Source organism: Pseudorhizobium tarimense, assembly GCF_022968135.1.
In the GTDB taxonomy this organism is placed as follows: Bacteria; Pseudomonadota; Alphaproteobacteria; order Rhizobiales; family Rhizobiaceae; genus Neorhizobium; species Neorhizobium tarimense.
Genome location: NZ_JALJRA010000005.1, coordinates 207,091 through 228,312, shown reverse-complemented (window position 1 = coordinate 228,312; position 21,222 = coordinate 207,091). Strand labels below are relative to the sequence as shown.

Below are 21,222 nucleotides of genomic sequence, written 5' to 3'. Positions count from 1 at the left end.
CAGGGCGCATATCCTGTCCGTCTCTCCCTCAGACGGGCGCCTTCGCCTTCGCACCCGCTGTTGAGAACAGCCGCAGATCCTGCTCGTCGAAAACATGCAGCGGGGCAGCCTGGAGATCGAGATGTATCTCATCGCCGGGCCGATATCCCTGCTGGCCTGGCAGTACCGCCATCAGCCGCTCGCCGTAGATCTCCCCGTGAACCACCGTCTCGGCGCCTAATGCCTCGACCAGCCCGAGCCTGACTTTCGGGCTTGCCGTATCCCGACTGACAGTGAGATGCTGCGGCCGCACCCCGACAGTGACCTTCTGACCGTCCGTGACCGGTGCCGTGCCGGGGTCCACCGCAATACGGTAGCCGCCTGCAAGCGACAGAATGGCTGTGCCAGGGGTATGCTCAACGATATCGCCGCGCAGGAAATTCATGTGCGGCGCCCCGATGAAGCCAGCGACAAAGCGGTTGGCGGGCATGTTGTAGAGTTCGAGCGGTGTCCCGACCTGCTCTATGCGTCCTGCACGCATTACGACAATGCGGTCGGCAAGCGTCATCGCCTCCACCTGGTCGTGGGTCACATAGATCATCGTTGAGGAAAGACGGGCGTGGAGAGCCGCCAATTCTGCGCGCGTGGAGACGCGCAACTCCGCATCGAGGTTGGACAGGGGCTCGTCGAGCAGGAAGGCGACCGGGCGGCGGACGATAGCACGGCCAATTGCGACACGCTGGCGCTGGCCGCCGGACAACTGGCCGGGCCGCCGGTCCATGTAAGGCTCGATCTCCAGCATCCGAGCTGCCTCGCCAACGCGCTCGGCGATTTCCGCCTTCGGCATCTTCGAATTCTCGAGGCCAAAAGCCAGGTTCTGCCGCACCGTCATGTGGGGATAGAGCGCGTAGGACTGGAACACCATGGCAAGGCCTCTCTCCGCCGCCGTCACATCGTTGACGCGACGGCCATCGATCTCAAGGCTACCTCCGGTCACCTTCTCAAGACCGGCGATGACGCGCAACAGAGTCGACTTTCCGCATCCGGAAGGCCCGACGAACACCACCAGTTCTCCATCATCGATGTGCAGATTGATGTCGTGCAGAACGTCGACGGCGCCAAAGGACTTCTTGACGTTGGTGAGCTTGATCTGGCCCATTTGCGGATCCTTACTTGAGTCCTGCACCGGCAATGCCGGTGGTGATGAAGCGCTGCAGGAAGATGAACACCAGCACGACCGGGATCATCGTAACCACCGTCATCGCGAGGATGAAGTGCCACTGCACGTTCAGCTCCCCGGCATAGATGCTGAGGCCCACCTGCAGCGTGTAGAGCTCTCTGCGCGACAGCACGATGAGCGGCCAGAGGAAGTCGTTCCAGCGCCAGACGACGGAAAAGATTGCCAGTACCGCAAGCGCTGGGGCAGCAAGTGGCAGCACGATGCGCCAGTAGATCTGCCATTCCGACGCCTTGTCCATGCGTGCCGCATCGATCAGTTCATCCGGGATGGTCAGCATATACTGGCGCAGGATGAAGACCCCCGTCGGCGTCGCAACTGTCGGCAGGATGACGCCCCAGAGGTTGTTGAACAGGCCGATCGTCGAGATGATCGAATAGAGCGGCACCATGATCACCGATAGCGGCACCATCAGCGTCGCCAGGATGATGAGCATTGCCACTGACCGACCGCGAAACTCGTATTTCGACAGTGCGAACGCTGCCATCGAATTCACCACCAGCGTAATGAGCGTCGCCATGACGGTCACGAAGACGGAATTCCACAGGTACTGGACGAAGTCGAACTGGACGAATGGCTGCGTGTAATTCTCGGTCGCAAACGACATCGTGCGAACGGGCGCACGATCGGCAATGTTGACCTTGATGATTTCGCCAGGCGCATTGGGATCGACCATCTGGCTGACGATGCCAATACGGCGTACCTCCGCCAGCACCCGCGTGCCTCCGCCCTCTAGCGTTGCTTCATAAAGGGCGAGCGGCTTGTCATAGCCTTCGACCCTTACCTCCTGCGTCACGTAGGGAAGGATCGTTGGTGGAAACTCGGCAAGCGCGGCCGGGGTCTTGAACGAGGAGAACCCAAGCCAGACGGCAGGGCCGAACATGATCAGCAATCCGCAAACCAGCCACACCCAGGTAACGATATCGGTCCAGTGCCAGCCCTTTCCTCGGCCATTGCTGCCACGACGGCGGAAGATGAAACGTGCAGCCGCTCCCATCAGCGCTTCCTCTTGCCTTCGGTTCGCCGCCCAATGCCAAGCTGGAACAGTGTGAGGACGACAAGAACGAGCCCCATGAGAATGGAGGCTGCGGCCGCAAGGCCAGGATTGCGCAGCTGGGAGGCAAAGCCGGTCTCGTAGATATATTGGGTGAGGAACATCGTGCTCGTGCCGGGACCACCGCCGGTGAGGACGTAGACTTCATCGAACACTTGCACCGCTTTAATCAAGGCAAGAACGACAACTACCAACAGGTTCGGCGCGAGCAGAGGCAGGGTGATCCGCCAGAAGACCCGTGCCGCCTTGGTGCCGTCCATCTCCGCCGCTTCGTAAAGATCCTTCGGAATCGCCTGCAGCCCCGCAAGCAGGATCAGGGCATAGAAGCCCATATGCGCCCAGATCGAGACTGCGACTGCCGCAGCGAACGCCCAGGTCCGATCGGTCAGCCAGTTGTGCGGCTCCAGCCCCATCTCGAACAACGCGAAGTTCAACAGGCCCTGGCGCTGCAGGATCCATTTCCAGATCAGGCCGACGACGACTGGTGACAGGAGGACCGGAAAGAAGAAGACGGCGCGCCAGAAGGAGCGGGCGCGGAGATCGCGATTGAGAATGAGGGCCGTGCCAAGCGCCATCAGGATCATCAGCGTGACCTGCAGCACGACGAACCAGGCGGTGTTGCCAACCGCGGTCCAGAAAGCATCCTCCTGGCACGACAGCGGGTCCAGGTAATTGCCGCACTCGAAGAGGCGCGAATACTGGTCAAAGCCGATGAAGGTGCGATCCGCGAGAAAAAATGCGGTTCCGCCTGTCATCGAATAAACGAAGTTGATGGCGAGCGGCAGCAGCACGAAAATGCCGAAGATCAGCATGTTCGGTGCCAGGAAGAACATCGCCATGCCCGAGATGCCGGTGAGCTTCTGCAAAGCCCGCAAGGGCGCGTCGATCAGCGTCATCACGAACTGAACGGGCACAAACAGAATGGAGCCGAGGCGTCGGTTGGACGCGGGGCTTGACGACGCAATCGGTGTCATCAACTCCTCCAGGCGAAACAGCAAAGGGCATATCGAGAGGCTCCCCCGGATGGGGAAGCCTCCTGTGCAAGTTCAGGATGCGGCTTGATCAAAGGCCGGTATCCTTGACCTTCTGTGCGATATCCGCGTCGATGCGTGCGAATGCGTCCTCCAGCGGGAGCTCGCCCGCAAGAGTCTGGCCGATGCGCGTCACGATCGCCGCATAGACCGTATCCGCCCAGCGCCACGCCGGAAGCTTCAGCGCCGTCTCGGAGGTGGACTTCGACGCCTCGACGAAGGTGCCGAGCGCCGCCTTGGCCTGTTCGTTCTCGGTCTCGAAGTTCAGCCCGCCCTTCTCGACAACACCCTTGTGCGCCGGCAGGAAGAGAGTGCGTTCTGAGAATTCGCGAACGATATCCTCCTGCGCCATCCAGTCCATGAAGGTCGCAACGTCCTTCGGGTTCTTCGTGTACTTGACAGCGACGAGGGCTGCGCCGCCAGGCATGCCGGTGCAGGCAGCCGGGCCGCAGGGGCTGCCGGTCGCCACCCAGTCGAAGTTGTTGCCGATCTTGGTCGCAAGGTTTGCGACCTGCCAGGAGCCGGAATAATAGAAGGCGAGCTGCCCATTGATGAAATCATCCGCAGCAGCCCGATAGGTGTTGCCTGCGGCAGACACCCAGACGTCCTTGGCGAACACGCCCTCTTCCGTCCAGTTGACGAACTTCGTCAGGAAGTCCTTCGCGCCCTGATCCAGTGGTGCCGGCTTGCCGTCTTCACCGATATAATTGGCGCCATAGGACAGCATCGGTGCGGTGATGCGATGCCCCGAGCGGTCGATCGCCATCGGATACGGCACCTGCTGACTGTCTGCGACTTTCTTGGCGGCAGCAGCCCACTCTTCCCAGGTCGCCTTCGGCCCCGGCATCTCGACGCCAGCCTGATCGAACAGCGTCTTATTGGCGAAACCGCCAGTCAGCGTCAGCTGCGTCATGAAGCCGGAAATCTGGTCGGAGCCATCCGGCCGCATCCAGTCCGCCTTGTCGCCGAAGTTCTCGTCCCAGTAGGCCGGATCCTTGACGAGCGGACGAAGGTCGAGCCAGTGCTTCGCCAGGTCCTTGATGGCAGTGACGCGGGCGACATCGGGACCGTTGCCTGCTTCCAGCTGGACCGGCAGTTGCTCCTTGATGACGCTATAGGCGACGTTGTCGAGGATAACGTTGATGCCCGGGTTTTCCTCCATGAAGCGGTTGACGAGGTCCTTCATCACCTCGCCCTCCACGCCGTCGGAATACCACATCACGCGAACATCGCCGGCATTGGCAGCGGTGCCGGTGAGCAGTGCGAGCGCGAGACCCGCCAGGATCGATTTCTTGTTCATGCTACTTCCTCCCTTTGATGAACGGGGCCTCCTCCCGTCCGATTGCTACGAGCTAGAGCATAATTGCATCGCCCGCGACCGTATAATCACTTCGCTGAAGCCGGCGACCCTCGCCATCCACCGATCCATCGGCATGAAAGCGAACGTCTCCATATTCAGGATCGCTGACCACCAGAGTGCCGTCAGCGTCCTCGACCACGGCCAGTTCAGAGAATCGCGTCTCGACCAAAGTCAGGTCGCCTGCCTCACAGACACGCACGATCCAGCGGCTGGTCATTCCGTATTGGCGCAGTTCGTTTCCGGCAGAGGGTCCCTCGGTTACCGCGGTCAGCGCATTGCTTCCCTTTAGAAAGACTGCCCCACCTCCGCTTCTGGCGTAGGCCATGTTACCGGACAGGCGAACCTCATCGAACTCTTCCTGCGGAAACCACACATGAGAGAAATCGGGCTGCTCCGGCTTCAGCACGAACTCGAGGATCGCCAGGCCCCGATACTGCTGGACCCGCGGAACGGTTCCGCATCCTCCCCAGTAGGACGGGCGGCCATAGCCGAACTGGATGGTCTCGCCGGGATGATTGATCCAGATGGCCGCCTCCGGCTTCTCGCCAATCCGCAGATGCAGAACGGTCTCCTGATAGCCCCATTCGTCCCAGCGGTAATGAACGGTGGAGCCTATGGCAAACTGCTCGCCCTTGTAGTGGTAGAGCGCTGCAATACGGTTCTCACCCTGGGCGAAGCGCCACTCCTGGTGCCGCCTGTCGCGATGATCGGCGATCGGTGCCAGCGCAGCAGGGATCTCCAGCCCGTGATCGCGCAGGCAGACTGCCAACTGCGGCAGTGCGTGGACACGCCGGCCATACCAGCCCTTGCCCCAGAGGAGGCGTGCGACGCCGGAAAGCTCCAGCGACCGGCCCGCACACAGGGTGTGCTCGTAGGAACGCCCCTGGGCCGCCGTTACCATGCCGTGATGGGCGGAACGGGCGATGATCTCGCAGAGGCGGACGATGCCGGCCTTAGCTCGTTCGGCAATATCTGTGTCCGGCGCAAGCGCCGCAAGCGCCGTCAGCCCCTTCAGATCGATCGGAAAGTACGGTGCCGAATTGAACTCCGCCATTTCCCATTTCTCGAAGTGGTCGAGCCAGGTGCGGACGCGCTCGGCGCCCACCTTGCTTTGCTCGCTGCCCTTGCGGCCAGAGCGCACGAAAGTTTCTTGCGGCAGCAGGTGACCGGCGAGATAGGCGGAGGTGTGGAACAGCAGCGCGTGGTTCTCAGAGAAGTACCACTGCACGTCATTGCCGGGTTCGTCCATCCAATAACGGTATTGGAGAATGGCGGCGTCGATACGAGTCCGGGTCTTTACGTTGATGTCGTCGCCCCACATCGTACGCGACCAGATCAGCGGCACCAGCGAGAAATCGGCGCAGTCATGGCAGTCCTCGATCGATGGCAGGATCTCCTCGATCATCGCGTCGGTTTCCGCTCCGGCACGTCCGCTCGCAAGACGAGCAAAGGCCCGGACGGTGTCCCGCTCCGAGTTCTCCGAAACCTCGTCCAGCGTCTCCGTTATCCGCTGCTGCAGGGACGTCGGCGCCGGGCCTTGTCGTTCCGCATGGCAGATCTCGACACCGAGCGACCGTGCCGCCACGAAGCCCCCCGCCTTCAGCGTGATCCGAAAATGCCGGAAGTCCGCCGGCGCCTGCTCGGCAGGGCCGACAACAAGACTCTGCGCCCCTGCAGGAAGCTCAAAGTCGTAGTCGAAGCGCTCCCTCGACATGAAGTCGCCTTCGATCGCGACGTTCACCTGCACGTCGAGCGGCAGCGGCTGTGCCAGGCGCAACGTGATATCGCCGGCGAAATAATGCGGCCGGTCGAAATGCATGCAATCGAGTGCCGCCTCTAGGCTTTCCGCAACAGAGCCCGGCACGGGAACGGGCAGCGAAAGGTGGGCCTTCGGTCCCGAAAGATAGTCAAGCTGGAAGAAATACCGCGCGTCGCGTTCGGCAAGATCTTCGAAGAAGATCGTGAGTTCGTTGATCCCCTGCGTCAGCGGCAGCTCGAATTCCTGCTTGGCCTCCAGATTTCGGCTATAGGGTGCCATCCAGCCGACTTCCTGGCCGTTCAGCCAGACGACTGCGCCGCCGCAGGTGCCCAAGCGGATAATGGCACTGCCTGCCGTCTCGGCGTCGATAAAGGTACGAGCCCAGGTCGCCAGCCGCGTCGGACGGAACCAGAAGCCGGAAAGGTCGAGCCGCGGCGAACCGAAGGGCAGCCACCATCGCTTGGGCTCGAACACCCCACGCACATCGGGACGCTTGCCGCGATAAGTCTCCGCGAAGATCGTGCGGCAGGGGTATTCGTGGGGGATGAAGTTCTTCACCTTGGTCAGGAAGAAGAAGGGATCCATTTCACCCTTCATCGGTGCATCGGGCACATCGAAGCGTTCCTCGGCAATAGCACCAACCTGCCAATACCGGACGGCTTCTCCAGGGTTCAGCGCCTTCTGCAGCCAGTGTGTTTCAGCGTTCATCAAAGTGCGCTCATTTCAAATCGGAAAGGGCCACGGGGGCGACATCGTTATATTCCTGGTTCTCGCCGGTCATGCCCCAGACGAAGGCGTAAGGGCCGGTGCCCGCGCCCATGTGGATGGACCATGCCGGCGACAGAACCGAATTGCCATCCGCCACGATGAGGTGCCGGGTTTCCTCCGGACGGCCCATCAGGTGGATGACCCGCTCTTCCGGCGCGAGGTCGAAGTAGCAATAAGCCTCCATCCGTCGCTCATGCAGATGCGGCGGCATGGTGTTCCAGATGCTGCCTTCGGCAAGATCGGTAATGCCCATCAGCAGCAAGCAGGACGGCGAGACCTCCGGGTGGATGTACATCCGCAGCCTGCGCTTGTTTGAGCGTTTTTCCTCACCAAGATCGAGCGGCTTCGACTCGGCCTGTTTGATCAATCGATGCGGGAAATCGGAACCGGCTGGCACAGAGTTCATGTAGAAGCGTGCCGGCATCTCCGCCGTCTCGCTCGAGATCGTGATCTTCCGGGCGCCGCGGCCGATATAGAGCACGTCGCGGTTCTCGAGCACGAAGCTTTGCCCGTCGACGATGATCGTGCCGGCACCGCCCAGGTTGGCGACTCCCATCTCACGTGCTGACAGCAGATACGGCGTGCCAATCTCTTCGCCGCTTCCGAAGGTCAGCCCCTCTGAAGAGGGAACTGCACCGCCAAGCATCAGCCGATCGACATGCGTATAGGTGAACCGGACTTCATTCTGCCGAAAGAGATCTTCGATCAGGAATTCCGCGCGCAGCCGCTCGGTGTCGTATTCCTTGATGTCCTGAGGGCCCGCCCCGTACAAGATCTTCATGGTCATGCCGCCTGTTCTTCCGCATCGACATGCCGAAGCGCCTCGGACAGGCACAGGATCGAAAGTGCCTGCCCGTAGCCCGTCGGCTGGATCGGGATGTCCTTGTAGAATTGCAGGTCATGGCCCATGCGCGTCCCGTAGGAGACGTTGAGCACGGTTCCGGTGTCGTCGATGTTCTTCAACACGGCCTCGACTGCCTTCATGCCCGCTGTCCGCCACGCTGGCGTTCCAAGGCCGAGCCTGTAACCTTTGAGAAGCCCGTACCCTATCCCGGCAGTGGCCGAGATCTCCTCATAGGAGCTTGGGTCGTCGAGCAGAGTTCGCCATGCGCCGGACGGCGCCTGAAGCGGAAGGAGAGCATCTACCTGTGCAGCAAGCACGCCGAGTAGAAACGCCTTTACCGGTTCGGGCATCTCGGCCAGATCGAAAAGGTCAAGCATGCCTGCTGTGATCCAGGCATTTCCGCGTGCCCACCTGGCCTCGGCAAAATTGTGCCTTCCGTCGAAGGTCCATCCATGAAACCACAATCCGGTCTTTCTGTCCGCTAGGTAGCGGGTGTGAACCAGAAACTGCCGAGCCGCTTCGTCGACCAGTTCCTGCCTCCCGCTTGCCTGTCCGTATGAGGCGAGGAACAGCGCCACCATGTAAAGCGTGTCGTCCCACAGTTCGTGGTGGTTGATCTTGTCCGAGACATGGTGCTCAAAGGCCCCCTCTTCCGTCCGTCCCAACTCCCGCATGACCCGGTTGGCCCAATCGTCAAGCGGCCCCTGCCATCGCGGATCCTTCGTTTCCTGCCACAAGACAGACAGTCCCAACATGGGCGCGGTCGTGTTGACGTTCAAAGAAGGAAGGCCGGCAACAAGATGGGCAGAGTACCAGTCTTCAATCAAGTGCCTCAGGTCCTCCCGGCCGGTGAACTGCCAAAGCCGGATAAGCCCGTAAAGCCCGACACCCTGCGGCCACTCCCAGCTTTCGAAGGAGATATAGTCGCCAGCCGTACCGTCGAGATTCGGCTCATCGAAGCGGCCATCGTGTCGCAGCCCGGTCATCCCGGACACGAGCAGATCGAGCTTTCGGCGCAGATCGGCCGCCGCATCCTGCATTCGCAACTTCCTCCTAGCTGACTAGGGCGCTGAATATCGGCGCCCCTCCTCCTGGCAGCAGCAGGATGTAATCATCTTGAAATTTCTTGCGCAATCTGAAAATTTTTTGCAATCATCAAGTCTGGAGGGGCGTCATGGACACTGGACACGGTAAGCGGGGAAAGAAGCCTCGACGCGTGAGGCTTGAGGACATCGCAGCGCGCGTGGGCGTTTCCCTCAGCACCGTCTCCAGAGCACTGTCGGGAGAGAAGGGCGTCAGAGACGATATCCGTCTGCGTATCCTGGACGCAGCCAAGGCTTCCAATTACGCACTCCCCAATCCCGCGCCAGGCACCAAGGTCATCCTCGCGGCTTCCGGTGCCGCCATGATCGACTACGTGCGAAACCAGTTCACACTATACGTACTGGAGGGTATCCGGGAGCGGGCACAGGCGCTCGGCATCGAACTGATTGCTCGGCCTATCGGCGATGAACTCGAGGAGCGCGAAGTCCTCGACGAGGCTCGGGAAGACCCGGAGGTCGCAGGTCTGCTCTTCCTGACCGTGGATGACGAACGGACCCTGGCCGCAACCCGCGGGATCGGCAAGCCGGTGGTTCTCGTCAACGGCGACGACCCATTCATGCGCCTTTCGAGCGTGACCCCCTGCAACAGGTCAGCGGCGCAGGTCGCAACCGATTATCTGATAGACCAGGGCCATGAGCGCATCCTCTTCCTGATGCGGCCTGGACGCAGGACCATCGTGAGGCGGCGCGAGGGGTGGCAGGATGCACTTGCACAAAGGGGTCTCGCGTCTTCCGACGATCTCGTCATGGCCGTGGATGACTGGCTTCCAGAGCTTGCCGAGCAGGCGATCGGCCACCGAATACGCCAACGCGGCCTCGACTTCACGGCCGTTCTCGCGGCAGGCGAGAGCCTCGCAGTCGGCACCATGGCGGCTCTGCAACAAGCCGGTTACTCGGTTCCGGGCGATGTCTCCGTCATGGGGATGGATGACCTTCCACAGGCAGCGTTTCTCAATCCGCCGCTGACGACGGTCCACATTCCTGCACGCGAAATCGGCACCACGAGCGTGGACCTGCTGCGTGACATATGTTCCGGACTGCCGGCCTTGCCGCGACGAATCGAGCTTGCCTGTTACATCGTTGAGCGACAATCGGTAGCACCGAGGCGGTCGACCGGCGCCTCGCCTGGCGCTTGAGCTTCCTTGGGTGACCTGCCGCTCCTATTCGAGCGGCACATTCTCCTGCAGTTCCGCCAGCCAGACCTTGGCGCTGCTGTCTGACGGCGCTCGCCAGTCCCCCCGCGGCGACAGCGAACCGCCGGAAGAAATCTTCGGTCCGTTCGGCAACGTCGATCGCTTGAACTGGCTGGCAAAGAAACGCCGAAGGAAGATCTCCAGCCAGTGCCGGATTTCCGCCAGCGAGTACGCGCGTTTCTCATCTTCGGGAATGTCTGCGGGCCACGCGCCCGTTGCTGCGTCTCTCCAGGCGCTGTAGGACAGGAACGCAATCTTCGACGGGCGATAGCCGTAGCGGGTGAGGTAAAAGAGATTGAAGTCCTGCAACGCGTAGGGGCCTACGATATCCTGCGTTGACTGCAGGGTGCCCTCCTCGTCCGGCGGCACGAGTTCGGGCGAGATTTCCGTCGCGAGGATTGCCTCCAGAACCTCCGCGGTCTCGCGGGTAACGTCACCGGAATGCGCCACGAAGCGGATCAGATGCTGGATCAGGGTCTTCGGCACCGAGGCGTTGACGTTGTAGTGCGACATGTGATCGCCAACGCCATAGGTGCACCAGCCAAGCCCGAGTTCCGACAGATCGCCGGTTCCGACCACCAGCCCTCCCACTTGGTTTGCGATGCGGAAGAGGTAGTCTGTCCGCAGTCCCGCCTGCACGTTTTCGAAGGTCACATCGTAAACGGGCTCTCCGGCACCGAAGGGATGGCCGAGATCCGCCAGCATCTGGCGCGCGGCGGGCCGAATGTCGATTTCCTCGCCTGTTACGCCGAGGCTCCTGATCAGGGTCCAGGCATTCCCCTTGGTCGTGTCGGAGGTGGCAAAGCCAGGCAGGGTGTAGGCGCGAATGTCCTTCCGGTCGCGGCCGATCATGTCCATCGCTCGGGCGGCAACGATGAGCGCCTGCGTCGAGTCCAGGCCGCCCGAGACGCCAATGACCGGATGCCTGACTCCCGTTGCAAGGAGACGTTTCGCAAGACCCTGGACCTGGATGTTATAGGCCTCGTAACAATCTTCGCGGAGCCGGCCCGGATTAGACGGGACATAGGGGAAGCGCTCGATCCTGCGGCGTAGAGGAACAGAACTGGAAGGCTGATCCAGCTTGAAGGTCAAGATCCGGAACGGATCAGCATGGTCAAGCTCCGCGCGGCTGTTGTCGCCGAAACTGTTGAGACGCATACGCTCCTGCCGCAGACGACCAAGATCGACATCGGCCGCGGCAAAGGTACCGCTCGTCGGGAACCGCTCCGTCTCTGCCAGCAGATCGCCATATTCAAAGACGGCGGCATGGCCGTCCCAAGCCAGATCGGTGGTGGACTCGCCTGGACCCGCCGCTGAATAGGCATAGGCCGAGACGGTCCGCGCGGACTGACTTGCGCACAACATGCGGCGCGTCTCTGCCTTGCCGATCGTAATATTGCTCGCCGAAAGATTGAGGAGCACTTCAGCCCCCGCCATGGCTGCACGTGTCGAGGGCGGCAACGGGACCCAAAAATCTTCGCAGATTTCCACATGGAAGGTGAAGGGGACGCCGCCTTCCGATCTGAAAAGCAGATCAGTCCCGTACGGAGCCCGCTGCCCTGCTACGGAAATGGAAGCGCCGGACACTCCCGCGCCTGGGGAGAAATAGCGGCGTTCATAGAATTCTCGGTAATTCGGCAGGTAGGACTTCGGGACAACGCCAAGGATAGAGCCGCCGTGAATGATGACGGCGGAGTTATAGAGCCGTCCTTCGCACCGAAGCGGCGCCCCGATCGCCAACACGGGATAGAGATCCTTGCTCGCCTCAATCATCTTACCGATCGCTGCCTCGACTGCATCGAGAAGCGCATCCTGCAGCAAAAGATCGTCGATGGCATAGGACGAGAGACCCAGTTCGGGAAACAGCATCACGGCGCATCCGTCGTCGCTTCCGAGCTTTGCCAGGCGGAGCGTCTCTTCCACCGCAAAATCGGGATCAGCCACCTCCGTGCTCGGCACGCAGGTCGCGACCCGAAGGAACTCGTGGCTGTACATCGAATAGAAGTCTTTCACGACGTTCACTCTCCTCGTCTCATCTGCGCAAGCAATCACCAAGGCATTCTGCTTCCTGCTGTCGCGAATGAATTGGGCCTTCGGCTGCCTGTGGCAAGCATTTTGTTTGCGAGCATACACTGCCGCTTGTCACCCTGTCGCATCCAACAGCCAAGTTTGGAGGGCAGTGACTATTCGCTCGCCCTAAGCTTTGGCGCGCTGGCGATCAACTGGCGCGTGTAGGCGTTCTGTGGCCGAGCGAATACCTCCTGCACCGGCGCTTCCTCGACGACCTTCCCCAGGAGCATTACCGCAACGCGATCCGAGATGGCCTCCACAACAGCCAGATCGTGGCTGATAAGGAGGTAGGACAACCCAAACCTCCGCTTGAGATCCTGGAGCAGCAACAGAACTTGTGCCTGTACGGAGACATCGAGAGCGCTCACCGGCTCGTCGAGGATCAGGATCTGTGCTTCCGCCGCGAGTGCACGGGCGATCGCGATGCGCTGAGCCTGCCCGCCGGAAAACTCGTGGGGATAACGGTTCAGCGTGTCAGCCGGCATATGCACTGCATCGAGCAGCTCGGTCATTCGCGCTCGTCTTCGACCTGCGTCGTATCCATTCAACAGCTTCAGCGGCACCTCAAGGATATCTTGGATCGTCCTCCTCGGGTTGAGGGAAGCGACGGGATCCTGGAAGACGTACTGGACGATCTTGCCGAAGGCGCGTGGTCCTCTCCGCCGCAGTCCTGCCGCATCCCGTCCAGCAATAAACATCTCGCCCGATGTCGGCTCCTCGAGCCCCACTAGCATTCGCGCGAGCGTGCTCTTTCCCGATCCGCTCTCCCCGACCACCGCCAATGTCTCACCACTTCGAAGAGCAAGAGAAATGCCGTCGACCGCCCTCACCACATGCCGTTCCCGGCCAAGAAAGCTACGGCCCTCGCCAAAGGTCTTGGTCAGCTCCCTGACCTGGATCGCATTGTCGGTCATGGCTTGTTTCCCGCGTCGAAGACTGACCGCACCCGCGCCAGGAAGTCGCTCCCACGCCCGATTTCCGGAACACACGCAATTAGGCGCTTCGTGTAGTCGTGCTGGGGATCAGCCAGCAGTTCTTGTGTCGGCCCCGTTTCCACGACCACACCATCCTTCATGACGGCGACGCGGTCACAGATCTCGGCGACGACGCCGAAGTCGTGCGTAATGAAGAGAAGCGCCATCCCGCGCTCCCTTCGTAACTCCTTGAGCAGACCAAGGATCTGAGCCTGCACCGTGACATCCAATGCAGTGGTCGGCTCATCGGCGACGATGACGTCCGGATCGTTTGCAAGTGCCATCGCAATGCCGACACGCTGGCGCTGACCGCCTGACAGCTGATGCGGGTAGTGCTTCGCCCGCTCCCTTGCGTCGCGAATGCCGACCCGCTCCAGCAGTGCGACCGAACGCTCCTGAAGCGCACGCCGATCCAGCCTCTGATGCGCGGAGATCGCCTCCTCCACCTGACGGCCGATCGTGTGCATCGGGTGGAGTGTCGTCAGCGGGTCCTGAAAGATATAGGCGACGCGGCTCCCGCGGCAGGAGATCAGCCGCGTGTCGGGCATTGAATGCACATCATCGCCGTGGAGATAAATGCCTCCGTTGCGGATCACCCCCGGCGGCGAGTTAACCAATCCCATGATCGAAAGAGCCGTGACACTCTTGCCGGAGCCGCTTTCGCCGATCAAACCAAGGCACTCGCCGGGATGCAGGTGAAGAGACACCGCTTTGACGGCAGAGGAATAATGCCCGTTGCGCACAAAGCCCGTTTCGAGCCCCTCGACATTGAGCACCGCACTGGGGAAACCATTCGCCGGCTGCGCTCGATCAGAGTGAACTTCAGTCCGTGGGCCGGGCCGAAGAAGCGCCCCGGAGCGTAAACGCGGGTCGAGCACGTCGCGGATGCCGTCGCCTAGGACATTCAGACTGATCACGATGAGAAAGATCATGACGCCAGGCACAATGGAGACCTGCGGCGCGGTAAAGAGCTGTGCACGCCCCTCGCCCAGCATAGACCCAAGATCCGCCTGAGGTGGCTGCGCACCCAGGCCGAGAAAGCTTAAGCCCGCCGTTTCCAAGATCATCCAGCCGGCCGTTGTCGACATTGTGATTACGATCACCGGCAGGACGTTCGGCAAGACCTCCGTGGTGATGATCGAGAGGTGCCCTTTGCCGGAGAGACGTGCCGCATCCACGAACTCGGCATGCGACAACCCCAGGGTCACGCCGCGCACGTTACGAGCGAAGAACGGGATGTTAACTATGGCGATCGCGTAGAGGGCATTCATCAGCCCTGGGCCGAGCGCTGCGACGATGGCAAGCGCCAGCAGGATGTAGGGAAAGGCCATCAGCATGTCGACGCCTCTCATCATCAGGTTGTCTGTTCGCCCTCCGGCGTAACCGGACACTAGACCGATTGTTGAGCCGATCGCCGCAGCGACCAGCGTGGCCGCAAAACCGACGGCCATGGAAACGCGGCTACCCCAAGTGAGGCGACTGAGGATATCCCGCCCGAGCTGATCTGTGCCAAGCAGGTGCCCCTGCGAAAGCACCGGTTGCAGTCGTTCTGCCGGCGCAGTCGCATCCGGATCCGGAAGCGGCAAGAGGGGTGCCAAAAGCGCCACCAACACGAGCAGTGACAGCAGGACAAGCCCCACCGCCGCCAATCGATTGTTGAGAAGGAGTCGCCATGCGGATACCTGATTCCGCGATCCCGCTGGCGTCGGCCCTGAACTCGTTGCAACCGTCATGCGCGAATTCTCGGATCAAGCATGGTCTGAACGACGTCTGCAGCGAGATTGAATAGCACGTGACTTGACGCGACGATTAGGACGCCCCCCTGGACAAGCAGGATGTCGCGCGTCGAAATGGCCTTTACCAGCATCGCGCCGATTCCCGGCCACTGGAATACCGTCTCGATATACACGGCCCCTCCTAGGACGAAGCCAGCCTGGATGCCGATCACGGGGATGACCCCAACAAGAGCCGCGCGAAAGGCGTGCCGGTAGATAACCTGCCGTTCTGGAAGCCCCTTCGCTCGCGCCGTGCGCACGAAATCCTGCCGCAAGACCTCGAGCATCGCCGCCCGGGTCAGCCTTGCGATCACGCCTGCGGCAACAACCGCGAGCGTCGATGCCGGAAGGATCAGATGGAGCAGCAGGTCCTTCAGGTCGCCGCCACCATAGATCGCATACATGCCGCTGGCCGGCAGCAGCCGCCACCGCACCGCAAAGAGCAGGATCAGGATCAGGCCCAGCCAGAAGGATGGCATGGAGATGCCGGCGAGTACGACGAAGGTTATGGCCTTGTCCGCCCATCCGAACTGGCGCACCGCTGAGATGACGCCTGCAATAAGGCCCATCACCGAGCACAGAACGAGAGCAACGCCGGCCAGGATCAGCGTCGCCCGGAAGCGCTCCAGCACCTCGTCGAGCACCGGACGGTTGAGGGCGAAGGATCGGCCGAAGTCTCCTTGGACGACATTGCCAATCCAGATGAAATATTGCTGCACGAGCGGCTTGTCCAAGCCGAGATCCCTGTTGATGCGCTCGACATTCTCGGGCGTTGCATAGGAGCCAAGGATTGCGATCGCCGGATCGCCCGGGATCATCGACATCACCAGGAAGACGATGATCGACAGGCCGAACAGGACGGGAATGATAGAAAGCAGCCGCTTTAGGATGTAGGCGGACATGGCCAGCCTCCGTAAAGGACCCGCCCGACAAAGCCGGGCAGGCCGAGACTGATTACTTGCTCACGTCTTTCAGATTCAGCAAGAAGGACGGCTCCAGTTCGAAGCCCTCGACGGCGGCGGTGGTCACTGCATTCTGCTTCCAGTTCGCAACGAACAGCCAAGGCGCGTCGTCATGCACGATCTCTTGAACCTGTGCGTAGAGCTCCGCCCTTTCAGACTGATCCGTCGACCTGCGCGCGCGCTCCAGGAGCTGGTCCAGTTCTGGGTTCGAGTAGTAGCCGGAGTTGAAGCCGCCGTTCGCCGGAAGAGCTTCGGTCCTGAGCGTCAGATACGGCAGGGTGTCGGGATCGTTCGTCATCCAAGCCATTTCGGCCATGTCTGCCTTGCTTTCGAGCCCTTCGTTGACGCGTCCGAGAAACGTGTTCCACTCATAGCTTTCGATCGTGACGGCGAACCCGGCAGCCTCCAGATCCGCCTGGATGGCAGCGCCCATTGTGACCGGGTTCAGCATGCCGGAGCCACCTTCGGTCACGTAGAACGTGAGCTTAGGATCCTCCACTCCGGCCTCCGCCAGAAGCTGCTTTGCTCGCTCCGGATCATAGGGATAGGGCTCCACTGAGCTGTTCACCCAGTTGAAGGCTGGTGGAATGGGCCCAGCGGCAACGGTCGCCGTCCCTTGCAGCACATCGTTGACCAGCGTTTCCTTGTTGACCGCAAAATTCGCAGCCTGGCGCACCCGCTTGTCGGCGAACGGGCCTTCCTTGGTGTTGAGAATACCGAACCAGACATGCGGACCGGCCTGTTCCGCTACCTTGAAGTTGGAGTCGGATTTGAACGAAGCCAGATTGTCGGGCGGGACCTCCACCATGATGTCGATGCCGCCGGCAAGCATCTCCGCAACGCGGGTGTTGGAATCGGTGATCGGCCGAAAGACAACTGCCTCCAGGCTCGGCGCCCCGTCCCAATAGTTCTCGTTCCGCTCGGCTGCGACCAACTGGTTGGACTGCCACTCGGTAAACTTGAAGGCACCAGTTCCAGATGGATGGCGTCCGAAGTCCTTGCCGTACTCCTCCACTGCGGCGGGAGAAATGATCAATCCTGTCGGATAGGCCAGATTGGAAAGAAAGGGAGCAAACGGCTCCTTGAGCTTAAACTCGACCGTGTTCTCATCGATGACGTTAACTGCCTCCACCGCCGAAAAATTGAAGGCGAGCGGGAACGGCCCGGTGTCGTGGAAGGGATGATCTTCCTTCAGCATGCGGTCGAAGTTGAATTTCACCGCCTCGGCATTGAAGTCGGACCCGTCGTGGAACTTCACGCCCTCGCGGAGCTTGAAGGTGTAAGTCTTGCCATCGTCGGAGATCGTCCAAGTCTCTGCAAGCGACGGTTCGACCTCGAGCGTTCCATCCTTGTACCGGACGAGACCGTCGTACAGGTTGACTAGGATGCGGAAATCATTGGTTGCGGTGACCGCATGTGGATCAAGAGATTTGGGCTCCGCAATCTGCCCGACGATCAGCACATTGGGCGGCGTCTGCGCCTGCGCCGAAAAGCTGGCGAGTGCGATGGCGGCAGCAACGGCCGCGCCTTGAAACAGCCTCTTCATGGGGAAGATCCTTTCGATTTGGCACGTTTCGAAAATAAGGTAGCCCTGTCATCTTGGATGGCAAGGCATCATTCACGTCAAAGCCTATACGCTGTAGCCGGGCCCCGTTCCTCGTCCGCTGAGAAGCCAGCCGATGCTCACCTGAAGCACACCTGCAAGCATACCAAGGCGATTGGCGCGCGGTGCCGCACGGTCGTTCTCCCAGCTGCTCCAGGTTCTTTCTTCCACGCCGAGGATCGATGCCATCTCTTCGACCGACAGAGCCGCCGCATCGCGTGCCAGCGAGATACGGCCGCCGAGCGTATCGTCCTCGACCGAGGTCATCTCAACGTTACCTGACATGACTGCCTCCCTCCTGATGAGAAAAGTGCCGGCCGAAAGCCGGCCGGCACCTTTGGATTACTCTTCGCCGATCCAGGCCTTCACCTGGTCCGGATGATCCTTGATGTACTTTGCGATGGCCTCGTCATAGGAGGTTTCCTGTGCATCGAACATCCCGGCCTCAAGGTCGGAGATCGGCAGCTGCATGCGCGACAGGAAGGCTGCGACTTCCGGCTTGTCGTCCTTGAAGCCCTTGCGCGCAAGAACGTCGACGTGCTCCGCCTCGCCCAGCGAGTTCTTCGGATCGTCGATGTAGCGGATGTCGTACTTGCCGAACATCCAGTGCGGGCTCCAGGACGTGGCGACGAACCAGTCTTCAGAGCGGATGGCGCGGTCGACGGTCGTCAGCATGCCCGCTTCGCTGGAGATCTGCAGCTTGTAGTCTTCCAGGCCATAGTCCTCCAGAGCCTGCTTCGACAGCCGTGTCAGGCCGGCGCCCGGATCAATGCCCTGAACTGTGTTGTCAAGCTTTTCCTTGACCTCGTCTTTGGAAAGGTCTTCGATCGAGCTGATCGCATCTTCCGGGATGTAGTTCGGGACGACCCAACCGAGCTTCGCACCCTCGTAGACTGTGCCGAGCGTCTCAACATCGTCCTTGATCTTGGCGTAGTAGTCCGCATGCGTCTGCGGCAGCCATGCCATCATCATCGCGTCCAGATCGCCGCGGCTCACACCCTGGTAGAGTGGGGCAACGTCGGTCTGTACGAGCTCTACTTCCTGACCCAGTTCGTCTTCGATCAGCTTGGCGGCAAGCTTGGTGACGAATTCCGCGTCGGACCAGGCGGCCCAACCGATCTTCACCGGCTCGGCATCCTGCGCAAGAGCGGTGGTGGCGACGCTGCTGGCCATTGCGGCTGCAAGGCTTAGCGAAACGATTTTCTTGATCATGTCTGCTCCTTTTTTGAAGGTTCGCATAAGGGCGTTTGCCCGATTTTGGTCTGCGCGACGTTCAGGCGTTCGCCTGCTTGGTCTCTTGTCGCGCCCCGACGGGGAAGAGGGTGTGCCAGAAGGCTGGCCGCTCCTTCCCGAAGCTCTGCGTGATGCGGTCGAGCACCACGGCGAGGATGACGACGGCGAGGCCGCCTTCGAAGCCCGTGCCGACGTCGAGACGCTGGATCCCTGTCAACACGGTATTGCCAATGCCGCCGGCGCCAATCATGGAGGCGATCACCACCATCGATAGCGACAGCATGATCGTCTGGTTGATGCCGGCCATAATGGACGGAAGAGCATTCGGCAGCTGCACCTTGAAGAGCAGCTGTGAGCCGGTGCACCCGAAGGCCTGGCCGGCTTCGACGAACTCCACGTCCACCTGCCGGATGCCGAGGTTCGCTAGGCGCACGACCGGCGGCATCGAAAAGATGACGGTGGCAATCGTTCCTGGTACCGCACCGAGCCCGAAGAACATGGCGGCAGGTATCAGGTAGACGAAGGCCGGCATGGTCTGCATCAGGTCCAGCACGGGTCGCACCGCGGATGCCACCGAATCCTTGGCGGCCATGGCAATCCCGAGCGGCAATCCGAAGAGCATGGCGATGATGGTCGAGGCGATGACAAGCGACAGCGTCTCCATCATGGCCGGCCAAAGGCCCATCTGGTCCACAAGCCAGAGAGCAATGGCTGTGAAGATGGCAAAGCCTAGACCGACCCGCCACAAGGAAAGGGCGACGAAAATTGCAAGACCGACGACCATGGGAAGAGCCGTCAGCGTATCCTGAATGCCGCCAGTTACCAGCCCGATTGCGGCTGCGATCGCATCGAGGGCAGGAGAGAAGTTGTCGAGGATATAGTTGACGATCGTATCGACGCCGTCACCAATGTCGAAGTTCATGATTGCATCCTATCCCTGAGTTGCTCAGCTGGCGCGATCAAGCGTTTCGAGAAGCATGGACTTGCTGATGGAGCCAAGGTAGCGGCCGTACTCATCGACCACCGGGAGCGGCCAGGGGCTGCCTGCCACTCTTCCAAGGAGGCTCGACAAAGGCTCCGCTGCAGCGATCGGTTCAATGTCGGCCAGAAACGCGCTTCGATAAGGATCCGCCGCCTTGGACTTGACCTTTTCCACCAGCGACGTCTGGCTGACGATGCCCTGGTATCTCTTGTCGCGTCCGACGATGATTGCGTATTCGCGGTCGAAGTTCTGCATCCGCTCCAGTGCAGCCGCCGCCGATACGCCCTGCCGGTCAATGATCGTCACTTGCGTCTTGCGCGCGATATCGCCGGCCTTGAATACCTGCGTCACATCGACGTTGCGGAAGAAGGAACGGACGTAGTCGTTGGCGGGCTGAGTGACGATCTCGTCCGGTGTCCCCACCTGGATAACGCTGCCGTTCTGCATGATGCAGATCCTGTCGCCGATACGCATTGCCTCGTCCAGGTCGTGGCTGACAAACACGATCGTGCGGCTGTGTTCCGCCTGCAGGCGGACCAGTTCATCCTGCATCTCCGTGCGGATCAGTGGGTCGAGCGCAGAAAAGGCTTCGTCCATCAGGAGGATGGTCGGCTCGCTGGCAAGCGCACGCGCAAGACCAACCCGCTGTTTCATGCCGCCCGAGAGCTGGTTCGGTCGGCTGCCTGCATAGCCCTCCAGCCCGACGGCTTTCAGCGCATGCATCGCCTTCGCTTTCCGCTCCGCCTCGCCGACCCCCGCGACCTCCAGCCCGAAGGCTGCATTGTTCAGGACCGTCCGGTTCGGAAGAAGCGCGAAGGACTGGAACACCATGCTAATGTCCCGGCGACGAATCTCGATCAATTCCTTGCGCGACATCTTGGTGATGTCCTGGCCATCCACCTCGATGGAACCGGAAGTCGGCTCGATTAGTCGATTGAGAAGGCGAAGGAGTGTCGACTTGCCCGAGCCGGACAGCCCCATGATGACGAATATCTCGCCATCCTTGATCTCGAAGCTGGCGTCGTTGACGCCGATGGCACAGCCTGTAGCAGCGTGAATCTCTGACTTGCTCTTGCCCGATTTCACCATGGCGAGCGCCTTGTCCGGGCGTTCGCCGAATATCTTGAAGACGTTCTTCAAGCCGATCTTGACCCGCGCCTCGACAGCCGGCTCCGGAGCAGAAGTAATAGCGTCCATAAAAATCCAAGCCTCGCGCCGCGGCAAGGCAAACCTCCGTTTAACATCAAGCCCGGTTCAGTATTAGATCGAACAACGGGCGACGACGCGCGCTTAGG

At 60.9% G+C, this 21,222-nt stretch carries 17 protein-coding genes; 1 reads left to right on the top strand and 16 read right to left on the bottom strand.

The annotated features are described in order from the left end of the window. Nucleotides 1-28: 28 nt before the first annotated feature. The 7 genes from MUU54_RS07820 to bglB all read right to left on the bottom strand — a co-directional run bounded on the left by MUU54_RS07820 (nt 29) and on the right by bglB (nt 9,072). Nucleotides 29-1,138, bottom strand: coding sequence for an ABC transporter ATP-binding protein (locus tag MUU54_RS07820; RefSeq protein ID WP_247243468.1), 1,110 nt, complete (start codon nt 1,136-1,138; stop codon nt 29-31). 10 nt (nt 1,139-1,148) lie between these two features. Then, a complete protein-coding gene (locus tag MUU54_RS07815) occupies nt 1,149-2,213 on the bottom strand; it encodes a carbohydrate ABC transporter permease (RefSeq protein ID WP_247243467.1) in 1,065 nt (354 codons plus the stop codon). Beyond that, complete coding sequence (locus MUU54_RS07810) at nt 2,213-3,247, bottom strand: carbohydrate ABC transporter permease (protein ID WP_376742067.1); 1,035 nt, start codon at nt 3,245-3,247, stop codon at nt 2,213-2,215. Before MUU54_RS07810 ends, MUU54_RS07815 begins: the two co-directional genes overlap by 1 nt. 85 nt (nt 3,248-3,332) lie before the next feature. Beyond that, complete coding sequence (locus MUU54_RS07805) at nt 3,333-4,601, bottom strand: ABC transporter substrate-binding protein (RefSeq protein WP_247243466.1); 1,269 nt, start codon at nt 4,599-4,601, stop codon at nt 3,333-3,335. 52 nt (nt 4,602-4,653) lie between these two features. Further along, a complete protein-coding gene (locus MUU54_RS07800; RefSeq protein WP_247243465.1) occupies nt 4,654-7,128 on the bottom strand; it encodes a hypothetical protein in 2,475 nt (824 codons plus the stop codon). Nucleotides 7,129-7,138: 10 nt separating this feature from the next. Continuing rightward, nucleotides 7,139-7,975: a 5-dehydro-4-deoxy-D-glucuronate isomerase gene (kduI, locus tag MUU54_RS07795; RefSeq protein ID WP_247243464.1), complete on the bottom strand. Its 837-nt coding sequence runs from the start codon at nt 7,973-7,975 to the stop codon at nt 7,139-7,141. Continuing rightward, on the bottom strand, nt 7,972-9,072 hold the full coding sequence (gene bglB / locus MUU54_RS07790) for a beta-galactosidase BglB (protein WP_247243463.1): 1,101 nt from the start codon (nt 9,070-9,072) through the stop codon (nt 7,972-7,974). The genes kduI and bglB overlap by 4 nt, the downstream gene beginning before the upstream one ends. A 134-nt stretch (nt 9,073-9,206) precedes the next feature. On the opposite strand from bglB, the gene MUU54_RS07785 reads away from it, so the two are divergent. Beyond that, nucleotides 9,207-10,271: a LacI family DNA-binding transcriptional regulator gene (locus MUU54_RS07785; RefSeq protein ID WP_247243462.1), complete on the top strand. Its 1,065-nt coding sequence runs from the start codon at nt 9,207-9,209 to the stop codon at nt 10,269-10,271. A gap of 24 nt (nt 10,272-10,295) precedes the next feature. Here MUU54_RS07785 and MUU54_RS07780 read toward each other — a convergent pair whose 3' ends face one another. The 9 genes from MUU54_RS07780 to proV form a co-directional block, all read right to left on the bottom strand. After that, the gene (locus tag MUU54_RS07780; RefSeq protein ID WP_312038810.1) at nt 10,296-12,341 is read right to left on the bottom strand and encodes an NAD(+) synthase; all 2,046 of its coding nucleotides are present in this window, start codon (nt 12,339-12,341) and stop codon (nt 10,296-10,298) included. 170 nt (nt 12,342-12,511) lie between these two features. Further along, nucleotides 12,512-13,312 (bottom strand): ATP-binding cassette domain-containing protein, encoded by an 801-nt coding sequence (locus MUU54_RS07775; RefSeq protein ID WP_247243461.1) that lies wholly within the window; start codon nt 13,310-13,312, stop codon nt 12,512-12,514. Then, the gene (locus MUU54_RS07770; protein ID WP_247243460.1) at nt 13,309-15,105 is read right to left on the bottom strand and encodes a dipeptide/oligopeptide/nickel ABC transporter permease/ATP-binding protein; all 1,797 of its coding nucleotides are present in this window, start codon (nt 15,103-15,105) and stop codon (nt 13,309-13,311) included. Before MUU54_RS07770 ends, MUU54_RS07775 begins: the two co-directional genes overlap by 4 nt. Beyond that, complete coding sequence (locus MUU54_RS07765) at nt 15,102-16,049, bottom strand: ABC transporter permease (protein ID WP_247243459.1); 948 nt, start codon at nt 16,047-16,049, stop codon at nt 15,102-15,104. The genes MUU54_RS07770 and MUU54_RS07765 overlap by 4 nt, the downstream gene beginning before the upstream one ends. A 52-nt stretch (nt 16,050-16,101) precedes the next feature. Continuing rightward, nucleotides 16,102-17,655 (bottom strand): ABC transporter substrate-binding protein, encoded by a 1,554-nt coding sequence (locus MUU54_RS07760; RefSeq protein ID WP_247243458.1) that lies wholly within the window; start codon nt 17,653-17,655, stop codon nt 16,102-16,104. Between the two features lie 84 nt (nt 17,656-17,739). Then, the gene (locus MUU54_RS07755) at nt 17,740-17,997 is read right to left on the bottom strand and encodes a helix-turn-helix domain-containing protein (RefSeq protein ID WP_247243457.1); all 258 of its coding nucleotides are present in this window, start codon (nt 17,995-17,997) and stop codon (nt 17,740-17,742) included. Between the two features lie 57 nt (nt 17,998-18,054). Continuing rightward, nucleotides 18,055-18,924 (bottom strand): glycine betaine ABC transporter substrate-binding protein, encoded by an 870-nt coding sequence (locus tag MUU54_RS07750; RefSeq protein ID WP_247243456.1) that lies wholly within the window; start codon nt 18,922-18,924, stop codon nt 18,055-18,057. 61 nt (nt 18,925-18,985) lie between these two features. Then, nucleotides 18,986-19,867, bottom strand: a complete 882-nt coding sequence (locus tag MUU54_RS07745; RefSeq protein WP_247243455.1) for an ABC transporter permease — start codon at nt 19,865-19,867, stop codon at nt 18,986-18,988. A 24-nt stretch (nt 19,868-19,891) separates the two neighbouring features. Further along, complete coding sequence (gene proV, locus MUU54_RS07740; protein ID WP_247243454.1) at nt 19,892-21,124, bottom strand: glycine betaine/L-proline ABC transporter ATP-binding protein ProV; 1,233 nt, start codon at nt 21,122-21,124, stop codon at nt 19,892-19,894. Between the last annotated feature and the right edge of the window lie 98 nt (nt 21,125-21,222).